The 21,683-nt window shown below is 60.5% G+C and carries 15 protein-coding genes; 4 read left to right on the forward strand and 11 right to left on the reverse strand.

Going from position 1 to position 21,683, the window contains the following annotated elements:
• Positions 1-114: 114 nt before the first annotated feature.
• From hutU to hutC, 3 genes are all read right to left on the reverse strand, one after another.
• Positions 115-1,785 (reverse strand): urocanate hydratase, encoded by a 1,671-nt coding sequence (gene hutU / locus CQ002_RS22420; protein ID WP_034108784.1) that lies wholly within the window; start codon positions 1,783-1,785, stop codon positions 115-117.
• A gap of 404 nt (positions 1,786-2,189) precedes the next feature.
• A complete protein-coding gene (locus tag CQ002_RS22425; RefSeq protein ID WP_105161512.1) occupies positions 2,190-2,750 on the reverse strand; it encodes a HutD family protein in 561 nt (186 codons plus the stop codon).
• On the reverse strand, positions 2,747-3,457 hold the full coding sequence (hutC, locus tag CQ002_RS22430) for a histidine utilization repressor (protein WP_173668614.1): 711 nt from the start codon (positions 3,455-3,457) through the stop codon (positions 2,747-2,749). The genes CQ002_RS22425 and hutC overlap by 4 nt, the downstream gene beginning before the upstream one ends.
• Before the next feature lie 147 nt (positions 3,458-3,604).
• On the opposite strand from hutC, the gene CQ002_RS22435 reads away from it, so the two are divergent.
• Positions 3,605-4,969: a formimidoylglutamate deiminase gene (locus CQ002_RS22435; RefSeq protein WP_105161511.1), complete on the forward strand. Its 1,365-nt coding sequence runs from the start codon at positions 3,605-3,607 to the stop codon at positions 4,967-4,969.
• Positions 4,970-5,099: 130 nt separating this feature from the next.
• Here CQ002_RS22435 and CQ002_RS22440 read toward each other — a convergent pair whose 3' ends face one another.
• From CQ002_RS22440 to CQ002_RS22465, 6 genes are all read right to left on the reverse strand, one after another.
• A complete protein-coding gene (locus CQ002_RS22440; RefSeq protein WP_028615380.1) occupies positions 5,100-5,669 on the reverse strand; it encodes a lipocalin family protein in 570 nt (189 codons plus the stop codon).
• 30 nt (positions 5,670-5,699) lie between these two features.
• Positions 5,700-5,954, reverse strand: coding sequence for a hypothetical protein (locus tag CQ002_RS22445; RefSeq protein WP_017849914.1), 255 nt, complete (start codon positions 5,952-5,954; stop codon positions 5,700-5,702).
• Positions 5,955-6,130: 176 nt separating this feature from the next.
• Positions 6,131-7,141 (reverse strand): class 1 fructose-bisphosphatase, encoded by a 1,011-nt coding sequence (locus CQ002_RS22450; protein ID WP_003187818.1) that lies wholly within the window; start codon positions 7,139-7,141, stop codon positions 6,131-6,133.
• 108 nt (positions 7,142-7,249) lie between these two features.
• Complete coding sequence (locus CQ002_RS22455; RefSeq protein ID WP_105163094.1) at positions 7,250-8,602, reverse strand: DUF3999 domain-containing protein; 1,353 nt, start codon at positions 8,600-8,602, stop codon at positions 7,250-7,252.
• On the reverse strand, positions 8,602-12,120 hold the full coding sequence (locus CQ002_RS22460) for a DUF2339 domain-containing protein (RefSeq protein ID WP_105161510.1): 3,519 nt from the start codon (positions 12,118-12,120) through the stop codon (positions 8,602-8,604). Before CQ002_RS22460 ends, CQ002_RS22455 begins: the two co-directional genes overlap by 1 nt.
• A gap of 200 nt (positions 12,121-12,320) precedes the next feature.
• On the reverse strand, positions 12,321-14,771 hold the full coding sequence (locus tag CQ002_RS22465; RefSeq protein WP_105161509.1) for a glycogen/starch/alpha-glucan phosphorylase: 2,451 nt from the start codon (positions 14,769-14,771) through the stop codon (positions 12,321-12,323).
• Positions 14,772-15,010: 239 nt separating this feature from the next.
• Between CQ002_RS22465 and CQ002_RS22470 the strand changes: the two genes are divergently transcribed.
• Positions 15,011-15,445: a YkgJ family cysteine cluster protein gene (locus CQ002_RS22470; RefSeq protein WP_017529542.1), complete on the forward strand. Its 435-nt coding sequence runs from the start codon at positions 15,011-15,013 to the stop codon at positions 15,443-15,445.
• A gap of 187 nt (positions 15,446-15,632) precedes the next feature.
• On the opposite strand, the gene typA is transcribed toward CQ002_RS22470, so the two are convergent.
• Entirely contained in the window at positions 15,633-17,453 is a 1,821-nt protein-coding gene (gene typA, locus CQ002_RS22475) for a translational GTPase TypA (protein WP_034108771.1), read from the reverse strand.
• A gap of 139 nt (positions 17,454-17,592) precedes the next feature.
• On the reverse strand, positions 17,593-19,047 hold the full coding sequence (gene thiI / locus CQ002_RS22480; protein ID WP_034108769.1) for a tRNA uracil 4-sulfurtransferase ThiI: 1,455 nt from the start codon (positions 19,045-19,047) through the stop codon (positions 17,593-17,595).
• A gap of 333 nt (positions 19,048-19,380) precedes the next feature.
• Between thiI and glnA the strand changes: the two genes are divergently transcribed.
• A complete protein-coding gene (glnA, locus tag CQ002_RS22485; RefSeq protein ID WP_016979133.1) occupies positions 19,381-20,787 on the forward strand; it encodes a type I glutamate--ammonia ligase in 1,407 nt (468 codons plus the stop codon).
• 149 nt (positions 20,788-20,936) lie between these two features.
• Positions 20,937-21,473, forward strand: a complete 537-nt coding sequence (locus tag CQ002_RS22490) for a chorismate mutase (RefSeq protein ID WP_034108767.1) — start codon at positions 20,937-20,939, stop codon at positions 21,471-21,473.
• Positions 21,474-21,683: the final 210 nt, after the last annotated feature.

A 21,683-nucleotide genomic window follows, 5' to 3' on the forward strand; every position in this document is an offset into this window, starting at 1 on the left:
AAGCCTGTGTAAAACCGCTTGTCTGTGGGAGCTGGCTTGCCTGCGATGCGGGCGACTCGGTCTATCAGTCGAACCGAGGGGATGCCATCGCAGGCAAGCCAGCTCCCCCATGGGTTATTTGATCATCGGGAGATTGAGGCCCTGCTCCTTGGCACAGTCGATCGCGATCTGGTAGCCGGCGTCTGCATGACGCATCACGCCGGTGGCCGGGTCGTTGTGCAGCACGCGGGCAATACGCTCGGCCGCTTCGTCGGTACCGTCGCAGACGATGACCATGCCGGAGTGCTGGGAGAAGCCCATGCCTACGCCGCCGCCATGGTGCAGCGAGACCCAGGTCGCGCCGCTGGCGGTATTGAGCAAGGCGTTGAGCAGTGGCCAGTCGGACACGGCGTCGGAGCCGTCCTGCATGGCTTCGGTTTCGCGGTTCGGGCTGGATACCGAGCCGGAGTCGAGGTGGTCACGGCCGATCACCACGGGGGCCGACAGCTCGCCGCTGCGCACCATTTCGTTGAACGCCAGGCCGAGCTTGGCGCGCTGGCCCAGGCCAACCCAGCAGATACGCGCCGGCAGGCCCTGGAAGCTGATGCGCTCGCGCGCCATGTCCAGCCAGTTGTGCAGGTGGGCGTCGTCCGGGATCAGCTCTTTGACTTTGGCGTCGGTCTTGTAGATGTCTTGCGGGTCGCCGGACAGCGCAGCCCAACGGAACGGACCAATGCCACGGCAGAACAGCGGGCGGATGTAGGCCGGCACGAAACCCGGGAAGGCGAAGGCGTCTTCCACGCCTTCTTCCTGGGCCATCTGGCGGATGTTGTTGCCGTAGTCGAAGGTCGGAATGCCTTGTTTCTGGAATTCCAGCATGGCTTTGACGTGCACGGCCATCGACTGCTTGGCGGCCTTGATCACGGCGGCGGGCTCGGTCTTGGCGCGGGCGCGGTATTCGTCCCAGGTCCAACCAGCCGGCAGGTAGCCGTTGAGTGGGTCGTGGGCGCTGGTCTGGTCGGTGACCATGTCCGGGCGCACGCCGCGCTTGACCAGCTCCGGCAGGATTTCGGCGGCGTTACCCAGCAGGGCAATGGAGATGGCCTTGCCTTCCTTGGTGTATTTGGCGATGCGTGCCAAGGCGTCATCGAGGTCGGTGGCTTGCTCGTCGACATAACGGCTGCTCAGGCGGAAATCGATGCTGACCTGCTGGCACTCGATGTTCAGCGAGCACGCGCCCGCCAGGGTTGCCGCCAGAGGCTGGGCGCCGCCCATGCCGCCGAGGCCGGCAGTCAGCACCCAACGGCCTTTGAGGTCACTGTTGTAATGCTGGCGACCGGCTTCGACGAAGGTTTCGTAGGTGCCCTGGACGATGCCCTGGCTACCGATGTAGATCCAGCTGCCGGCGGTCATCTGGCCGTACATGGCCAGGCCCTTGGCATCCAGTTCGTTGAAGTGTTCCCAGCTTGCCCAGTGCGGCACCAGGTTGGAGTTGGCGATCAGGACACGTGGCGCGTTGCTGTGAGTCTTGAACACGCCGACCGGCTTGCCGGATTGCACCAGCAGGGTTTCGTCATCGTTCAGATGAGTGAGGCTCTCGACGATCTGGTCGTAGCACTCCCAGTTACGTGCCGCACGGCCAATACCGCCGTACACCACCAGCTCCTTGGGGTTCTCGGCCACTTGCGGGTCGAGGTTGTTCATGAGCATGCGCAGCGGCGCTTCAGTCAGCCAGCTTTTGGCGGTGAGCTTGTTACCGTGGGCGGCACGGATTTCGACGTCACGGTACTTGGTAGGCTTGGTCACAACAGAACTCCTCGGCGATCGATGCGCGAACATGGATGGTGCGAAGGAGAGTCTTACGCACACATCTTTACTTGTACATACAAGCATATGCAATCAAGCGGCCAACTTTTTCGGCGAGGTGTTTGGATTTTTTTGGAAAGCGCGTCCGGGCCTTGGAAATTAAGGCTTCGAAGCTTGATGAAATTTCTTGAGGGAGCGTTCTGCCAAGAGGGAGGCTTGTCACGACAGCGCGGTTTTGCGCCACGCTGGGGCATTCGGTAACAAATTGGTGCGGGCGCTGGAAACAGTTTTTTTGCTCACCCCAAAACAACGGTGGGAGCGGGCTTGACCGCGAATGCGGTGGTTCAGCCAGCCTATCGGGTACTGATACACCGCACTCGCGGGCTAGCCCGCTCCCACATTTTCTAGTCGCGGGCGGTCAGCTCGATGACGCAGCTGCGACCGCTGACCGAGATATCCAACAAGCCAGCGTTACCGTCCACTTGCAGGCAGTCGTGATGGCCCAGCGTGTGACCCAGCACCTTCACTTCGTCCGCCACGCTAAACACCAACACCGTCTGTGCCGTGCTGAAAAAGCGCTGCTCGCCATCCACCCATTGCAGCCTCGCGTGGTAACGCTGCGGCGCATAGATCAGGTTGAAATCGCGAATCGGCCCGGTGATCAAGCGGCACGACACCTGGCTGTCACCTTTGAACGCAAAGGGTTGCAGCGGTAACAACCCGCGCTGCTCCTCGCCATCCACAGTCAGCACCATGCCCGCGCCTTTGATCACCGTGATCACGCGCTGGTAACCGGCGAAGGTGGAAAACCCACCCGACTCGGCGATATCGGCAATCGACAGGCGCCAGCCGAAACCATCCAGGCCCTGGCCTGCGTCTCGGGTGATTTCTTCAGTACTGCCGCCGCCGTTTTTCCACGGCATGCGTACGTAATCGGCGGCGCGCCAGACTTTTACTGCATTCATTTACTGAAACGTCCTTCCAGGCTGTGACGGGAACCGGGGTGGATCAGACGCGCGGCGGTCACCGGCTGGCGACCCGACCAGGTGCGCCTGCGAATCAACAGGCACGGCTCGGAGGGTTCGATCTGCAGCAGCTTGCACTCGGCCGCATCGGCGAGGATGGCTTCGACCACGTGCTCGCCTTCGGTCAGCGGTGCCACTTGGTTCAGGTAGGCGTAGGGGGTCTGTTGGGTGAAATCCTGCTGCAGGTATTCCGGTGCGACCAGCGCATTGACGAAACGGTCCTCGATTTGCACGGGAATATCGTTTTCGAAGTGCACGATCAACGAGTGGAAGACCCGCCCGCCTTCGCGCATTTCCAGGGCGACAGCACGCTCCGAGCCGGCAGCTTCTTCACCCAGGGTGATGACCTGGCAGGTATGCCGGTGGCCGCGCGAGGCGATCTCATCGGCAATGTTGTGGACTTCGAACAGTGCAGACTGGCTCTTGGGCTCAGCGACGAAAGTACCGACGCCTTGCATGCGTACCAGCAGACCTTCGGCGGTGAGCTCGCGCAGGGCGCGGTTGATGGTCATGCGGCTGAAACCGAGCTGGCTGACCAGTTCGCTCTCCGACGGCACGCGATAATGGGGCGGCCAGTTGCCGTTGAGGATTTGCTGGCTGATCATCTGTTTGACGCGGGCATACAAGGGCGCCGGACTTTCGTCCATGTGGGCAGCCAGCGAGGAGTTGGCGGGCGGAGTCGGCACAGGGAATCCTTGCAGGGGGAAAAGATGCATAGATTGCCGGAGTTTACCGAGCAGGCAAACGTCTGTATATGTATATACAAATAAACACACGACCGGGGTGCCTTGATCATGTCCGCTTTCTTTGCCGAACGCGCGCTGCTGCCTAATGGATGGGCCAATGATGTACGTCTTGAAGTCAGCGCCGATGGGCGACTGACACAGGTTGAGGCCAATGCCAGCGCAGAGGCTGCTGAACGGCTGAGAGGCCCGGTCTTGGCGGGCATGCCGAACCTGCACTCCCACGCGTTCCAACGGGCGATGGCGGGTTTGGCCGAGGTGGCCGGTAACCCGAATGACAGTTTCTGGACCTGGCGCGACCTGATGTACCGCATGGTGGGCAAGATCAACCCGGATCAATTGCAGGTGATCGCGCGCCAGCTGTACATCGAGATGCTCAAGGCCGGCTACACCTCGGTGGCCGAATTCCACTACGTGCACCACGACGTCAGCGGCCAGCCGTATGCCGATCGCACGGAATTGTCGCGGCAGATCAGTCAGGCAGCGACCAGCAGTGGGATCGGCCTGACGTTGGTGCCGGTGCTCTACACTCACTCCGGATTTGGCGGCCAGGCACCGAATGAAGGCCAGCGGCGCTTTATCAACAGCACTGAAAACTACCTGGATCTGCAGGCACGCCTGCAACCGATCCTCGCTGCACAACCGGCGCAGCAACTGGGCCTGTGCTTTCACTCGTTGCGTGCCGTCACGCCGCAACAAATCAATGACGTGCTGGCCGCCAGTGACAAGGCGTGCCCGGTGCATATCCACATCGCCGAACAACAGAAAGAAGTCGACGACTGCCTGGCCTGGAGCGGCAAGCGCCCGCTGCAATGGCTATATGACAATGTCGAGGTCGATGAGCGCTGGTGCCTGGTGCACGCCACGCATGCCGATACAGACGAAGTGGCGCGCATGGCCAAGAGCCGTGCGATTGCTGGCCTGTGCCTGACCACCGAGGCAAACCTGGGTGACGGTATTTTCCCGGCGGTGGATTTCCTCGCCCAGGGCGGACGCATGGGGATCGGCTCCGACAGCCATGTGTCATTGAGCGTGGTGGAAGAACTGCGCTGGCTCGAATACGGCCAGCGGCTGCGCGACCAACGGCGTAACCGCCTGTATCGCCGTGATCAGCCGATGGTTGGACGCACGCTGTTTGATGCCGCACTCGAGGGTGGTGCCCAGGCACTGGGACAGCCAATTGGTCGGTTGGAAGTGGGCAAGCGTGCGGATTGGATTGTGCTGGACGGTAATGATCCGTACCTGGCGACGGCGACGGAGGATGGGATTCTCAATCGCTGGCTGTTCGCGGGCGGTGACCGGCAGGTGCGTGATGTGCTGGTCAACGGCAAGTGGGTGGTGCGCGACGGGCGTCATGCCGGTGAAGAAGAAAGCAGCCGGGCCTTTACGCACGTCTTGAGAGATCTATTGGGCTAACTCGCGACACATAACAAATGTGGGCGCTGGCTTGCCTGCGATACAGGCACCGAGGGGTTTCAGTTACACCTCGGTGATGCTATCGCATGCAAGCCAGCGCCCACATTTTTTGATCGGCGGTGACCCAGGTTTATTGAGAGGTCTTCGCCATCTGCTTGTCCGACGTACGCCAGATCAACCGTGTGGTGTCATACCCCTGTTGTCGGGCCCTGCTCAGCAGGTCTTCACGGGTGTCCGCACTGACCGTCGGCGTGCGCGACAGGATCCACATGTAACGCCGGCTCGGGCTACCGACAATCGCGGTCTTGTAGTCATCGCTGACATACAGCACCCAGTAATCGCCCTTGGCAACGCCCGGCAACAGGGCGGTGAACCAGTTATTGAATTCCACCCAGAGCTTGTCGGTCTTGCCCGGCACTTGCGGGGTGGCTGTGCCCTTGGCTTCTTCCCACTTCCATTCGGTGGTCAGGCAACGGTTGAACACCGACATGTCGCCATCGGGCAGCAGGGTGTAGCGGGCTTCGGACTGCGCGCAGTTGCGCTGGAAGTACATCGGCAATCGGGCCAACTCATACCAGGTCCCCTGGTAACGCTTGAGGTTGACGTTGCTCGCTGTCTTGGGTTGCAGATCGTCGCCAGAATGGCTGGCGCACCCCGCCAAAAACAGGCTGGCGCAAAGGAACAAAACAAAACGCATCATTCTTCTTCTCCCGCAGGCTTGCGCCCCGGTTTACTTCAGGCCTTGCCCGGAAAACATCAGAACCTTGTCACCGGCATATTGAACGCTGATAAAGCTGTTTTTATCGCCCCAGGTGCAGCTGGACATGCCCAGCGCGCCGGAACAATCGGTCGGCTTACCCAACAACGACTCCACCTCTGCCTTGGCCATGCCAGCCGATAGCTTCGCGTAGTTTTCTTGGTTGACCTTGCTGCAAGCGGCCAACAGCACGCAAAAAGCCAGCAAAGCGAGACGGCGTAACGACATGGAAAAACTCCTGGAGGGACGAAGCAGCTTGGGTATCTGCCAGAAGCTTAGAAGGAAAAATAGGTGTCTGGTTCCCGACGAGTGAAAACAAAAAAGCCCCGAAAACGCTGAAACGTTTCGGGGCTTCTTCAAGGGTGAACCGGCTCACAACAACACCGGTCACTTATCGCAAAGACTTACTTCTTGTGGTATGCCGTCACACGCTCAACTTCTTCCTTCGAACCCAGGAATACGGCCACGCGCTGGTGCAGGCCTTCAGGCTGGATGTCGAGGATGCGCTGGTGACCGTCGGTGGACGCACCGCCCGCCTGCTCAACCAGGAAGGACATCGGGTTGGCTTCGTACATCAGGCGCAATTTGCCTGGCTTGGACGGCTCGCGGCTGTCGCGTGGGTACATGAACAGGCCGCCACGGGTGAGGATACGGTGCACGTCGGCGACCATCGCGGCTACCCAGCGCATGTTGAAGTTTTTCTTCAACGGGCCTTCTTCGCCCTCCATCAGCTCGTTGACGTAGCGCTTGACCGGCTCTTCCCAGTGGCGCTGGTTGGACATGTTGATCGCGAATTCCTGGGTGGAAGCAGGAATGGAGATGTCTTCGTGGGTCAGGACGAAGCTGCCCATTTCGCGGTCCAGGGTGAAGCCCTTGACGCCGTCGCCCAGGGTCAGTACCAACATGGTCTGCGGGCCGTAGATCGCGTAGCCGGCAGCGACCTGCTCGGTGCCTGGCTGCAGGAAGGCCTTTTCGTTCAGGGCTTCGTTCTGGCTCAGGTATTCGTTAGGGCAACGCAGCACCGAGAAGATGGTGCCGACCGGTGCGTTGATGTCGATGTTGGACGAGCCGTCCAGTGGGTCGAATACCAGCAGGTAGGCGCCTTTCGGGTATTTGCCTGGGATCTGGTAGGCATTGTCCATTTCTTCGGACGCCATGCCGGCCAGGTGACCACCCCATTCGTTGGCTTCCAGCAGGATCTCGTTGGAGAGCACGTCGAGTTTCTTCTGCACTTCGCCTTGGACGTTTTCAGTGCCCATGCTGCCCAGGACACCACCCAGCGCGCCTTTGGAGACGGCGTGGCTGATTTCCTTGCAAGCACGCGCCACCACTTCGATAAGGAAGCGCAGATCGGCAGGCGTGTTGTTGCTGCGGGTCTGCTCGATCAAATAGCGACTCAGGGTAACGCGGGACATGGAAGGCTCCGGAAAATGGGGGGCTAAAAACCCGCGCAGTTTAACGCGAGTCGGGGCGTATTTCCTCCTATCAGAGGATTTAAACCCAATAGAGTTCATGGACTTTATTTAACGTGCCACCGGTGGCTTGCGCAGCAAACTGTAGGCCATGGCGCCCAGTGCCGCCACGCCAAGCAGCAACACGGCCCACAGGCCGAGTTTCTTCCAGTCGGTGCCGGCTTCGGGCAATGCGGCAATCGCCGGCGGCTTGACCGCGATTTCCCCCGCCAACGTGGCCTGCCCCAACGTCTTCAGACGCTCGGGACTGTCATCGGGGATCAGCGTCGACAGCGGTAGGTTCGCCCCTTTCACGGAAGCATTCCCCAGCGCCAGGGTAAACGGCGGCTCCCCACGCGCCAGGAAAACCAACTGCGTGGCACGCACGGCAACACGCAACGCGGGAGTTTCGACGCCCAGGCCGCCGCCCCGCTCATCCACCTGCAACTTCAACTGGGCGACCGTCTGGCCGGGCAACTGCAATTCATCCTGCACCACGTCCTTGCCGTTCTGGCTCAGGCGGTACAGCAGGCCATTGCTCAACGGCTGCCACGTTTGCTTGATGTCACTTCGGCCCGACAACGTCACCGGCGCCAACGTGTTGGGCTGCGTCAACTCGACCCGCAAACGTTCGACATTCAGCCCCGCCGGCAATTGCCAGCTGTACTCTCCCGCCTTGAGCCGCTCCCCCGCCAACGCTTGCGACCACACCAACGGCATCGGCAGGTTGCTGCTGGTGGTGCTTTCCAACTGGGCCGACGTCAGCAACGGCGCCGCCTGGCCCTGCCATACCAGCCGCAGGTAACGCGCCGATTGCCCAGGCAGGCTCACGTCATGCTGCTCGACCCGCTCATCGGCAAATGACAGGCGCGCCACCTGACCATCGCCCCAGGCTCGCCAGTGCTGCAAGTCATCACTGGCTTCAATGCTGAAACGCTGGAAACCCTCCTGCTCGCGGCTCCAGTCCAGGCTCAGTTGCTGCAGCGGGGCCTTGATTGCACTGGCGTCCAATACCCAGCCACGCAGCACTTGTTTGCCGGGCTTGGGAGCGCTGGACGGTTTTATTTCAACCAGGGTGCCTGCCGTGGTGGCTTTCATCACCACGTCGGGCAAGGCTTGCTGGGTATCGGCGGCGTACAGGGGGAACCACTTCACGTCGGTGACGGTGCGGCTCTGAGTGCGCTGCGCGGTTTGGCGCGACAACGCGTAGGCCTGGGGCTCTCCGGCGGCGTTGAACACGCGCACGTCGCCGAGATCGGCCTGGCGCGCGCTCAATTGCACGGCCAGCGGCAGCTCCAGGCGGTACCAGGGGCCGCTGCCGCTGACAATCAGTGGCACGTGGATGGTGAAATCGGCGGGCGTTTCCTGCGCCCACACGGACAAGGTCGTACACACGCCCAGCACAGCCATGCTCAACTTACCGATCAAGAGGATGCTCCTTGAGTTTCCGACCCCGGTTCTGCGCGTTTGGGCGGCAGCGGTGCGAAGTAGCCCACCACCAGCAACAACCCACCCACGCCAATAAACGACACGATCCGCGCCAGGCCGCCACGGTTGCTCAGTTCGACAAAGAACAGTTTCGCCACCACCACGGCAATCAGCGCCGCGCCGATCAGCCACACTTCGCGGCGATGGCGCAGGTGACCGCCGATCATCAGGCCGAGGGCAATCAGCGTCCACACGATCGACAGGCCGGCCTGTACCCGCATGGAGTCGAGCAACGCATCCAGTTGAAACGGCACGCCGCCCCAATGGTGGGCGGTTCGCATCACCAGCGCGGTAAAGAAGGCAAACAGCGAAACACCCACCACACCTTGGGCGATCAACTCGACACGCGGTCCGCGCAGCGGCGCCACACTTCGCGCGCACCAATACACACCCAGCAGCGCGAACAGCAAACCCAGGTCGAGCGGGTTAATCAGTGGCAGATAGGGCAGCGGCTTGGCCGTGCCATCGCTGAAGCCGTTCGCCAGCCAGAACCAACCGAGCATCAGCACCGCCAATGGCACTGCCGCCAACACTCGGTACTCCCTTGGATACGCCGACACCGGCCAAGGCCATTGGCGCGGCATGGCAGCCAGCACGAGATAGAGGCTTGGCAAGATTGCCCAGCCCAGCCAGCGCCAGGCGTTGTACTCGGCAGACAACCTCAGCAAACCGTAACGCAGCTCCAGCGCCAGCATGCCGACCAGCATCCAGCAGCCCAGCACGTGAGCGACGCTCAGCGCCTTGGCAGGGACAATCGCCGCCAGACGTCGCAGCGAGATGAAATGCACCACGAACACCGCCGACCACGCCAGCCAGCCGTAGTCCGCCCCCGGGTGGTAATAGGTATGCGCGCACACCAGCAACACCACGCCCGCCGCTGGCATCAGCATCGTGCACAGCACACCCAGAGACACCCATTTCAGGCGCGAAGCCAGCAGCGTCCAGATCGCAACGCTGATTGCCGCGCTGCCCAACAGGAACGCCCCCTGCAATTCCTGCGGGATAAACCGCAACACTTCACCGACCAGCGCCAACGTCCACCACGCGGTGCCCCACATCAACAGCAGGTCGGACAGGCGTTGCAACTTCAACACGGCAAACATCGGTGGGTGGGGTTCACGCTGCAAGCGCCAGGCACCCACGAGTGCGGCCAGGCCCAATACCAGCGGCGTCCAGAAACCGCTATGGGCCAGCGGGCGCAAGCCCTCGCTGGTCAACGGCCCGAGCAACTCCGGCACCGCCAGCAGGAACGAGGCGCCACCCACCAATTGCAGTAACAAACCAAATACGAAACCGACGCGTTGTTGCAGGTACAAGCTCAGCCAGATGATCAACAAGCCACTGGCCGCCCATACGCCGCTGGCGCTTTCCCACGGCAGCACGAACAGCACCGCCAGGTTGATCAGTACAAGTCCAGCCAGCAGCACCACCGACAGCCCGCGCAGCAGCCGGACATCACTGCGCACCCCGTCGTCTTGTGCAGCCAACAGCATGCCACCGATCAGCGCCAGGCCGATCAGTGAAGCGCTCAACAAACCACTCCAGCCCGCGCTGAACACCGCCGTCCCGTCGCCACCCTGCAGTCGCAGCAGGAACAACGCGCCGCCTAGCAATTGCACGGCGAACGCAGTGAACAGGAAGGTCCGCGAGCCGATGCGCAAGCCGATGAACAGCGTTACCAGGCCGGCGATTGCCCAACTGAGCGCGGTGCCTTGGGTATTCAGCCACAACGGCGCGAGCAGGTACAAAAAGCTCAAGCCAAGGCTCGCCAGTACCGGCAGGCCTTTGCGTTCCCAGTCTGCCGCCTGCTCGGTCGTCGCCTTGCGCAGTTGATCAAAGCTGAACAGCAACGCCGCCCCCAACAGCAACGCCCCCAAGGGCGCACCGTCGAGCAAGGTGCGCTCTGCGACACGCAACTCGCTGAGGAATGCCAGCGCCGAGCCGACTTGCAGCAGCACGCCAAAGGCCCGCGCCAACGGTCGCTGCTGACGCAGGCCGAGCCAGAAGATGCCCGCACCTTCCACCGCCCAGGCCGCCGCAGTCCAACGCGCATCAAGGCCCAGGGGAATCGCCAGGCTGGCAAAGATCACCCCCAGGGCCAGGCAGGTTTCCGCGAGCAGCAAGGCACGCCCGCCGCTCAATAGCCGGGCCAGGCCCATGTAGAGGATACCCAGGCCCAAGGCGCTGAACGCGGCTGCAAACTCCAGGTGCTGCACCACTGCGAACTGCAGGCCGAAACCCACCAGCGGCGGGCCGAACAGCATGCTGCCGTCGACATAATCGCCCTTGGCCGCTGACCAGCGCAGCAGCGCTTCACGGCTGCTGTCCTCGGGCGCGTCCTTCATCTCCCGCAACTTGCGCCGGGCGAACAACAGGCCGATGGCCAGGTACATCAGGAAAAACAGAATCAGGAACGGCTCGGTACTCCACAGCAGTTCCGGCGTGTAGGAGCGCAGGCCCCAGGCGAAACCGATACCAAAGGTGCCGACAAAGCCGATCAGGTTGAGCAGGCGCCAGGCCTTGAACCAGGCAATCGTAAGGATGCCGGCGTTGAGCAACGCGAAATAGCTGAACAGCGCCACCGAGTTGCCAGCGCCGGTGGACGCGAGGATCGGCGCGGCAAAACCACCCAGCGCTGCCGCGCAGGCCAGCCCCAGCGCATCCTGGGTAATCGCCAGGATCGCCGAGAACACCGTGACGGCCACCAACAGGCCAAGTGCAGCACTGGGGTCGATCAGCGGGTGCAAGCGCATCGCGGCGAACACCGTCAGGTAGAGCACGGCAATGCCGGTGCCTTGCAGCATCAGGCCGTAATTGCTGTTACGCAAACGCAGCCACCAACCCAGTCCCAGCAGGCCCAATGCAGCAGCGGCAACGCCGGCGTAACGCACTTCGATGGGCACCACCATGCCCTCGGTGGCGTAGCGCAGCAGGAACGCCAGGCCGAGGAACAACAGCACCACACCCACTCTCAGCACAGTGTTGCCGCCAAACAGCCAATTGCGCGCACCGTTGATGGCGCGTTCGATAAGGTTGGGGCCACGTGGAATGGTGGGCGCTTGAACACGCGGCGTCGGGGCAGGCGCCCAGACATCTTCGGGCAGCGGCTGGCTCGCCTCGGCGACCGGTTTGACGGGGTCCAATTCGGCAGGCAGCTCCCAGACAAGCTCGGGCGCCTGGGTGACGGGCGTCGGCTCGGGGATTGGCGGTTCGACAATGACACTGCTCGTCGCGGCGGGTACTTCCAGTTGCCGCAGGCGCTCACCCAGCGCTATCAGCGACTTCTGCGTGGTTTCCAACTGACGAGCCTGCTGTTCTGCCTGGGCCGCCAGCTTCGTCAGGCGAATCGCCTGACCAATCCCCAACCCCAGCAGCGCACCGATACCCGCATCACTGAACGACTCATCGAGCGTCCAGCCGAGCACCAGGCCAATCAGCATGAAAATCCATTGCATGGTCGATATCCCTAAGCAGCCCGAAGCGGGCAAACCGAGGCCTAGTATATCGACGCGCACCCCATGTGGAAGCGGGCGTGTGTGGGAGCCGGGCGTACCCGCGATGCAGACACCTCGGTGTATCTGTCACACCGAGGTGATGCTATCGCAGGCAAGCCAGCGCCCACACAAGCCCGCACACATGTTCAGGTCAGCGATGTTCAGTCGAGGGCTTTCCAGATCTCGGTCGCGTACTCCCTGATCGTACGGTCAGAGCTGAACCAGCCCATGCGCGCGGTATTGAGCACCGCCGAACGCCACCACGCCTTGGAGTCGTGCCAATGCGCCTCGACCCGCGCCTGTGCGTCCCAGTACGAATCGAAGTCGGCACAGACCAGGAAGCGGTCGTAGTCGATCAGCCCGTCGATCAGTCCCACGTATCGGCCCGGGTCATCCGGCGAGAACACCCCGCCACGGATCGCTTGCAGCACATCGTTGAGACGATGGGAGGCGGCGATGTCGGGCCCGGCATTGAATTCACCCGCATGCTTGCGGGCTTCCACCTGCTGCGCACTGAGACCGAAGATAAACATGTGCTCTGCACCCACGCGTTCGTGCATTTCCACGTTGGCGCCGTCCATGGTGCCGATGGTCAGCGCACCGTTGAGGCCGAACTTCATGTTGCTGGTGCCCGAGGCTTCAAAGCCGGCCGTGGAGATCTGCTCCGACAGGTCCGCCGCCGGAATGATGCTTTCCGCCAGGCTGACGTTGTAGTTGGGCAGGAACACCACCTTGAGCAAACCGCGCACCGTCGGGTCGTTATTGACCGTGCGGGCGATGTCGTTGGTCAGCTTGATGATCAGCTTGGCCTGGTGATAGCTGGCCGCCGCCTTGCCGGAGAAAATCTTCACGCGCGGCACCCAATCAGTGCCCGGTTCGGCACGGATCGCCTGGTACAGCGCCACGGTGTGCAGCAGGTTGAGCAGTTGGCGCTTGTACTCGTGGATACGCTTGACCTGCACGTCGAACATCGCCGCCGGGTTGACCGCAATGCCCAGGCGCTCGTGAATGATGTCCGCCAGTGCACGCTTACTGTGCAGACGCTGTTCGGCAAACGCCTTGCGGAACGTCTGTTTCTCGGCAAACGACTCAAGCTCCACCAGCCGCTCTTCGGGCTTGTCGAGAATGTCCGGGCCGAGTGCTTCCACCAGCATGGACGTGAGCTTCGGGTTGGCCTGGTACAACCAGCGGCGGAAGGTGATGCCGTTGGTTTTGTTGTTGATGCGCTCCGGGTACAGCTTGTGCAGCTCGGAGAACACCGTGCTGCGCATCAGTTGGGTGTGCAGGCCGGACACGCCGTTGACACTGTGGGAGCCGAGAAACGCCAGGTTACCCATGCGCACACGGCGACCGTTGTCTTCTTCGATCAGCGATACCGCGCGCAGCACGTCAAAGTCGTGGATGCCTTTGGCGCGCAGCGAGTCGATGTGCTGGGCATTGATCAGGTAGATGATCTGCATGTGCCGGGGCAGCATGCGCTCCATCAAGCCGACCGGCCAGGTTTCCAACGCTTCGGGCAGCAGCGTGTGGTTGGTGTACGACAGGGTTTCGACGGTCACGTCCCACGCGGCTTCCCACGGAATGTCGTGCAGGTCGACCAGTTGGCGCATCAACTCGGCCACGGCGATAGACGGGTGGGTGTCGTTGAGCTGGATGGCGGCATGCTCGCCCAGGCTCAGCACTGAGCCGTGCATGTTCTTGTGACGGCGCAGCAAGTCCTGCAGGGAGGCGGAGACGAAGAAATACTCCTGGCGCAGGCGCAGCTCTTGCCCCGCTTCGGTGCTATCGGCCGGGTACAGCACTCGGGAGATGCTTTCGGCACGCGCCACTTCGGCGACAGCACCCAGGTGGTCACCGGCGTTGAAGCGCTCCAGGTGCAAATCTTCGACCGCACGGGCACGCCACAGGCGCAGGGTGTTGACGCTGGCGCCACGCCAGCCGACCACCGGGGTGTCATAAGCCACAGCCCTGACGGTTTCGTTGGGTGACCACACCTGGATCATCTTGCCGGACGCGTCCGCCAGGGTTTCGACGCTGCCGCCAAAGCCGATCGGGTAAATCACTTCGGCCCGCTCAAACTCCCACGGGTTGCCGAAATCCAGCCAGCGTTCGGTTTGTTCCTGTTGCCAGCCATCGACAATGGCCTGGCGGAACAAGCCATGCTCATAACGAATGCCATAACCATGGCCAGCAATGCCCAGGGTCGACATGCTTTCCATGAAGCACGCCGCCAAGCGGCCCAGGCCACCGTTGCCGAGCGCCGCGTCGGGCTCCAGCAAGCGGATACGCTCGAGGTCGACACCCAGCTCGGACAGTGCTTCGCGCGCGATTTCCAGCACGCCAAGGTTGCTCAGGCTGTCGTAGAGCAAGCGGCCAATGAGGAACTCCAGGGAAAGGTAATAAACCCGTTTCTGGCCTTTACGGTAGATACGCCGCGTATGGTCCATCCAGTGGTCGACCATCTGGTCGCGGGCGGCCAAGGCAATGGCTTCGAACCAGTCATGGTCAAAGGCGTGATCCGGGTCCTTGCCCACCGCGTAGGTGAGCTTGGTCAAGACGGCATCGCGAAATGCGGCTACCTCTGCTTCTCGTGCAAGTGGTTCCTGAGACATCAATTGCGACCTCGGGCGAGATAGAAGGAGTTGCTAGAGCCTAGACGGTCTGACAGACGGTAGACGCTCTGGTTCGGCAGTTTTTTAACTCATTCACCATTGCATGAATTAGATGCAGGGGTCGTGCCCGATCAGCCCGAGCGCAAACCTTTGAGCTGAAAACCTGAAAATGTTGTTCAAAAAATCACCAATCCCGGTATGATCGCGCGCCCGGATACAGCCCCACCCTTGGAACCCTGATGAAGCCTCAATTGATCGCCGCCGCGGAACTCGACCGACTTGAAACATGGCAGAAATACTCCGCGCATATGTGCGGCGGTTGCGTGTCCAGCTGCTGCACGCTGCCGGTCGAAGTGAAGATCAAGGACCTGATCCGCATCGGCATCGTCGATGAATTCGAGCGTGGCGACCCGCCGAAGAACATCGCCAAGCGCTTGCAGAAGGAAGGCATCGTCGAGCGTTTCAATTCCAAATCCGAGATCTTTACCCTGCAGCGCATGAGCAACAACGATTGCCTGTACCTGGATCGTAAGACGCGCTTCTGCACTATTTATGACAAGCGCCCGGATACTTGCCGCAACCACCCGAAAATCGGGCCGCGCCCGGGGTATTGCGCTTATAAGCCGAAGGAAGTGGTGCGCGAGACGAAGTTCAAGACCCTCGACAAGTTCTGATCCGGATTTTTGCAGGGTTCTTGAGGGCCCTATCGCAGGCAAGCCAGCTCCCACATTTGGAATGCATTCCAATGTGGGAGCCGGGCTTGCCCGCGATGAGGCCAGCACAGTAAACACAAAAACCCAAACATAAAAAAACGCCCCCGGCCTTTCGACCGGGGGCGTTTTTCATTCAGCCTGAGTTAACTCAGTTCTTGGCTTTCTTGGCAGCGCGGGTACGCTCGCCTTCGTCCAGGATCTTCTTACGCAGGCGGATCGACTTAGGCGTGACTTCGCACAGCTCGTCGTCCTGGATGAATTCCAGGGCCTGTTCCAGGGTGAAGCGAACAGGTGGAACCAGAGCGATGGTTTCGTCTTTACCCGAAGCACGCATGTTGTCGAGCTTCTTGCCTTTGGTTGGGTTGACGCCCATGTCGTTGTCACGGCTGTTCAGACCAACGATCTGACCGTTGTAGATCTCTTGACCGTGTTCAACGAACAGCTTGCCACGTGCCTGGAGGGTTTCCAGGGAGTAGGTCAGCGCCTTGCCGGTTTCTACCGATACCAGAACACCGTTCTGACGGCCGGACATGTCGCCGGACTTCATGGTGTCGTAGCGATCGAAGATCGAGGTCAGGATGCCAGCACCGTTGGTCAGGGTCAGGAACTGGTTACGGAAACCGATCAGACCACGAGCAGGGATGTTGTACTCCAGACGCACACGGCCTTTGCCATCCGGCACCATGTTGGTCAGGTCGCCTTTACGCAGGCCCATCTCTTCCATGACCTTGCCCTGGGATTCTTCAGGGGTGTCGATGGTGACGTTTTCGAACGGTTCCTGCTTCACGCCGTCAACCTGACGGATGATCACTTCCGGACGACCAACGCCCATTTCGAAGCCTTCGCGACGCATGGTTTCGATCAGTACCGAGAGGTGCAGCTCACCACGGCCGGAAACCTTGAACTTGTCAGCCGAGTCGCCTTCTTCAACGCGCAGTGCAACGTTGTACAGCAGCTCTTTGTCCAGACGCTCCTTGATGTTACGGGAGGTCACGAACTTGCCTTCTTTACCGCAGAAAGGCGAGTCGTTTACCTGGAAGGTCATGGAAACGGTTGGCTCGTCAACGGTCAGAGGCTTCATCGCCTCTACCGCGTCCGGGTGGCACAGGGTGTCGGAGATGAACAGCGAGTCCATACCGCTGATGCACACGATGTCGCCGGCAGCCGCTTCTTCAACGTCCACACGGTGCAGACCGTGGTGACCCATCAGCTTCAGGATACGACCGTTACGCTTCTTGCCGTCGGCGCCGATAGCGACAACCGGGGTGTTCGGCTTGACGCGACCACGAGCGATACGGCCAACGCCGATAACACCCAGGAAGCTGTTGTAGTCCAGTGCGGAGATCTGCATCTGGAACGGACCGTCACGGTCAACAGCCGGCGCAGGTACGTTGTCGACGATCGACTGGTACAGCGGGGTCATGTCTTCGGCCATGTCGGTGTGGTCCAGACCGGCAATACCGTTCAGGGCCGAGGCGTAGACGACTTTGAAGTCCAGCTGTTCTTCGGTAGCACCCAGGTTGTCGAACAGGTCGAAGATCTGGTCCAGAACCCAGTCCGGACGCGCGCCTGGACGGTCAACCTTGTTGATGCACACGATCGGACGCAGGCCGGCTTCGAAAGCCTTCTTGGTCACGAAACGGGTTTGCGGCATAGGGCCGTCTTGAGCGTCAACCAGCAGCAGAACGGAGTCAACCATCGACATTACGCGTTCTACTTCGCCGCCGAAGTCGGCGTGGCCCGGGGTATCCACGATGTTGATGTGGTAGCCGTTCCAGTTGATAGCGGTGTTTTTAGCCAGGATGGTAATGCCGCGCTCTTTTTCCTGGTCGTTGGAGTCCATCACGCGCTCGTCGTTGAGCTCGTTGCGCTCCAGGGTGCCGGATTGACGCAGGAGTTTGTCTACCAGGGTGGTTTTACCATGGTCAACGTGAGCAATGATGGCGATGTTACGTAGATTTTCGATCACTTGTGTATCTCGATCAGAGGATTCGGTGTGCTGACAGGTCGTGGCAGCGATTAACAGTAGAGTCAGGCCTTGCCGTTACAGCTTGACGGCAGAGTCGGGGGGCCGGTGACGCAGGCCACAGGCAAACAGCCCCGGGCTCTTAGCTCGGTCGATAAACGCGCACATTGGCATGCCCCTCACTGAGCAAATGGTGGGCATGCAGGCGACTCATCACGCCTTTGTCGCAATACAGCAGGTACTGACGGCTGTTATCCAGTTCCTTGAAACGCGCGTTCAGTGCATAGAACGGCAGCGTTTGTACGTCGATGCCGGCGATTTCCAGCGGCTCATCTTCAGCGGCATCCGGGTGACGGATGTCGATGACGATCTGGCCCGCCAGGGCTTCGCTGACTTCTTCGATCTTGATGTCCTGGCCCAGTTCGTCGATCACACGATCGATCGGGACCAGCTTGGCGTTCTCGAGCGCACGCTCCAGAATCGCCATGTCGAATTCTTTCTCTTCATGCTCCACGCGGGGACGCTTGGCGTGGGTCTTGGGGTTCACCGAGATGACGCCACAGTACTCAGGCATGTGCTTGGCAAAATCGGCAGTGCCAATCTGTTCTGCCAGGTCGATGATGTCCTGCTTGTGGCTCGCGATCAGCGGGCGCAATACCAGCTTCTCGGTGACGCAATCGATAATCGACAGGTTCGGCAGTGTCTGGCTGGCCACTTGGGAGATCGCCTCACCGGTCACCAGCGCGTCGATCTGCAATTGATCGGCGATTCGGGACGCAGCGCGCAACATCATACGCTTCAATACCACGCCCATATGACCGTTATCGACTTTGCCGAGAATTTCGCCCAGCACTTCTTCGAACGGTACGCTTACAAATAGCACGCGTTGCGAGCTGCCGTACTTCTTCCAGATAAAGTGCGCGACTTCCATCACGCCCAATTCGTGTGCACGCCCGCCCAGGTTAAAGAAGCAGAAGTGGCTCATCAGGCCGCGGCGCATGATCTGGTAGGCCGCCACCGTAGAATCGAAACCACCAGACATCAATACCAGGGTCTGTTCCAGGGCGCCCAGCGGGTAGCCGCCGATGCTGTTGTGCTGACTGTGGATGACAAACAACCGTTGGTCGCGAATTTCCATGCGCACTTCAATTTGCGGCGCCTTGAGAGAAATTCCAGCCGCGCCGCACTCGCGACGCAGCTTGCTGCCGACGTATTTCTCGACGTCCATGGAGCTGAAAGTGTGCTTGCCGGCGCGCTTGCAGCGCACCGAAAAGACCTTGCCTTCCAGCTCGCCACCGTAGTGCTGTTTGCACTTCTCGGTGATGTCGTCGAAGTCACCCAACGGGTACTCATCCACCTGCAGGAAATGCGCGATGCCCGGCATGCAGCTCAGGCGCTCGGTCATGTCCTTCAAGGCTTTGGGCTCGGTAATGCGGGTTTCCAGCTCGAGATTGTCCCACACGCCGTTCACCACCACAGCCGGGTCCAGATCGCGGAGCACGGCACGGATGTTCTTGGCCAACTGACGGATGAAACGCGTCCGTACCGGTCGGCTTTTGATGGTGATCTCGGGGAAGACTTTAACGATTAATTTCATGGAAACAGCGCGCGCCGGGCCTGCTGAAAAAGGGGGGCGCGGATTATAGCGGAAATCGCTCAAGGTTTAACCAGTTAATATGCACAGCACGCGCAACGCACTAAATAGGTGCATTTGCGCACCTTTACGCTACATTGAGGTGCGCTATTTTTGGGCTTTTGTCGTAATGCACCTTTATAGGGGCGTTTTTGGAGCAGAAAACCCATGTTGGCGCACTGGCATGCAATTTGCTCTCTTGTGAGGCAGGTTGCCATGGCGGAGTATCCGCGCCGGCATCACCCACATTCTAAGGGCTAACTCCACTACCCAGCCCGAAGCCACCCGGAGGACACTATGTCGAAGTCGGTTCAACTCATCAAAGATCATGACGTTAAATGGATTGATCTGCGCTTCACGGACACCAAAGGCACTCAGCACCACGTGACCATGCCGGCTCGCGACGCGCTGGATGAAGCTTTCTTCGAAGAAGGCAAAATGTTCGACGGTTCCTCCATCGCTGGCTGGAAAGGCATTGAAGCTTCCGACATGATCCTGATGCCGGACGACAGCACTGCCGTACTGGACCCCTTCACCGAAGAGCCGACCCTGATCCTGGTGTGCGACGTGATCGAACCGTCGACCATGCAAGGCTACGACCGCGACCCGCGTGCGATCGCCAAGCGTGCCGAGGAATACCTGAAGTCGACCGGTATCGGTGACACCGTATTCGTGGGCCCAGAGCCAGAATTCTTCATCTTCGACCAAGTGAAGTTCAAGTCCGACATCTCCGGTTCCATGTTCAAGATCTACTCCGAACAAGGCTCCTGGATGTCCGACCAGGACGTGGAAGGCGGCAACCATGGCCACCGTCCAGGTATCAAGGGTGGTTACTTCCCAGTTCCGCCGTTCGACCACGACCACGAAATCCGTACCTCCATGTGCAACGCGATGGAAGACATGGGCCTGGTCATCGAAGTGCACCACCACGAAGTGGCCACTGCCGGTCAGAACGAAATCGGTGTGAAGTTCAACACCCTGGTTGCCAAGGCTGACGAAGTACAGACCCTGAAGTACTGCGTACACAACACTGCCGTTGCCTACGGCCGTACCGCTACCTTCATGCCTAAGCCTCTGTATGGCGATAACGGTTCGGGTATGCACGTTCACCTGTCCATCGCCAAAGATGGCAAGAACACCTTCGCTGGCGAAGGTTATGCCGGCCTGTCCGACACCGCCCTGTACTTCATCGGCGGTATCATCAAGCACGGTAAGGCCCTGAACGGCTTCACCAACCCGTCGACCAACTCCTACAAGCGTCTGGTCCCAGGTTTCGAAGCTCCGGTAATGCTGGCCTACTCGGCTCGCAACCGTTCCGCCTCGATCCGTATTCCTTACGTGTCCAGCCCGCGTGCTCGCCGTATCGAAGCCCGCTTCCCGGATCCAGCAGCCAACCCGTACCTGGCCTTCGCTGCCCTGGTAATGGCCGGCCTGGACGGTATCCAGAACAAGATCCACCCTGGCGATGCCGCCGACAAAAACTTGTACGACCTGCCGCCTGAAGAGGCCAAAGAGATCCCGCAAGTGTGTGGCAGCCTGAAAGAAGCCCTGGAAGAGCTGGACAAGGGCCGTGCGTTCCTGACCAAAGGCGGCGTGTTCAGCGACGACTTCATCGACGCTTACATCGGCCTGAAAAGCGAAGAAGAAATCAAAGTACGTACCTTCGTACACCCACTGGAATACGAGCTGTACTACAGCTGCTGATCCAGTAGCGCTGCTTAACGTGGCGTGAAGAAAAAGACCTCCTTCGGGAGGTCTTTTTTTTGGCCCGCGATTGCGCCGCGCCAGGCATCTATTGTATTGACTGCTACTGCGCCATCGCGGGCAAGCCCCGCCCCCACAGGAGATCATCCTTGAAACGTCGACTTGTGTTCGCTCTGCTGTTCGTCAGTGCCAGTGCCAGTGCTGCGCCGCCCACCCTGGAGCCGCTGCTCAACAGCATCGCCGAACGCCTGGAGATTGCCGACCAGGTAGCCCTGAGCAAATGGGACAGTAAAAAGCCGGTGGAGGATAAAAAGCGCGAACAGGAGGTGATCGCCAGCGTTAGCGCCCAGGCGCCAACCTACATGCTGGACCCGGCCGCCGCCGAGCAGTTCTTTTCGGCGCAGATCGAGGCCAACAAGCTGGTGCAATACACCCATCTTTCCGACTGGCAGTTCCAAGGCAAGGCGCCGGACGACCCACGCCCGGACCTGATCAAACAGATTCGGCCGCAGCTGGATGAACTGCAAAAACGCCTGCTGCAACAGTTGGCCGACTTTACCCCGCAACGTGCCGACCCGCAGTGCCCCGCATGGCTTGCCACAGCCGTGCATGAGCCGCTGAACGATCCACTGCGCCAACTGGCAATGATCCGCGCCACCGCCGAGCTGTGCATCCACAAAGGTTAAACGTTGCAAACCCAGTCAACACTGCGGGAGCGGGCTTGCTCGCGAAAGCGGCTTGCCAGTCACCCATGCATCCACTGAAACACCGCTTTCGCGATCAAGCCCTTTCCCCCGTTTGGATGGGGCGGATTCAGCTGCACCTTCAACACCTTCCTGAACAACCTGCGCAAATCAGCACTATATTGGTGCAATGACTTGCACCCTTCCCACCTG

The organism is Pseudomonas sp. MYb13 (assembly GCF_002980075.1).
In the GTDB taxonomy this organism is placed as follows: domain Bacteria; phylum Pseudomonadota; class Gammaproteobacteria; order Pseudomonadales; family Pseudomonadaceae; genus Aquipseudomonas; species Aquipseudomonas lurida.

Excerpts from the sequence above, each read along its gene's own strand:
- CQ002_RS22465 (WP_105161509.1), bottom strand. The coding sequence starts at position 14,771 with ATGTCTCAGGAACCACTTGCACGAGAAGCAGAGGTAGCCGCATTTCGC.
- CQ002_RS22440 (WP_028615380.1), bottom strand. The coding sequence starts at position 5,669 with ATGATGCGTTTTGTTTTGTTCCTTTGCGCCAGCCTGTTTTTGGCGGGG.
- CQ002_RS22435 (WP_105161511.1), top strand. The coding sequence starts at position 3,605 with ATGTCCGCTTTCTTTGCCGAACGCGCGCTGCTGCCTAATGGATGGGCC.
- CQ002_RS22425 (WP_105161512.1), bottom strand. The coding sequence starts at position 2,750 with ATGAATGCAGTAAAAGTCTGGCGCGCCGCCGATTACGTACGCATGCCG.
- CQ002_RS22460 (WP_105161510.1), bottom strand. The coding sequence starts at position 12,120 with ATGCAATGGATTTTCATGCTGATTGGCCTGGTGCTCGGCTGGACGCTC.
- CQ002_RS22470 (WP_017529542.1), top strand. The coding sequence starts at position 15,011 with ATGAAGCCTCAATTGATCGCCGCCGCGGAACTCGACCGACTTGAAACA.
- CQ002_RS22445 (WP_017849914.1), bottom strand. The coding sequence starts at position 5,954 with ATGTCGTTACGCCGTCTCGCTTTGCTGGCTTTTTGCGTGCTGTTGGCC.
- glnA (WP_016979133.1), top strand. The coding sequence starts at position 19,381 with ATGTCGAAGTCGGTTCAACTCATCAAAGATCATGACGTTAAATGGATT.
- thiI (WP_034108769.1), bottom strand. The coding sequence starts at position 19,047 with ATGAAATTAATCGTTAAAGTCTTCCCCGAGATCACCATCAAAAGCCGA.
- hutC (WP_173668614.1), bottom strand. The coding sequence starts at position 3,457 with ATGGACGAAAGTCCGGCGCCCTTGTATGCCCGCGTCAAACAGATGATC.
- CQ002_RS22450 (WP_003187818.1), bottom strand. The coding sequence starts at position 7,141 with ATGTCCCGCGTTACCCTGAGTCGCTATTTGATCGAGCAGACCCGCAGC.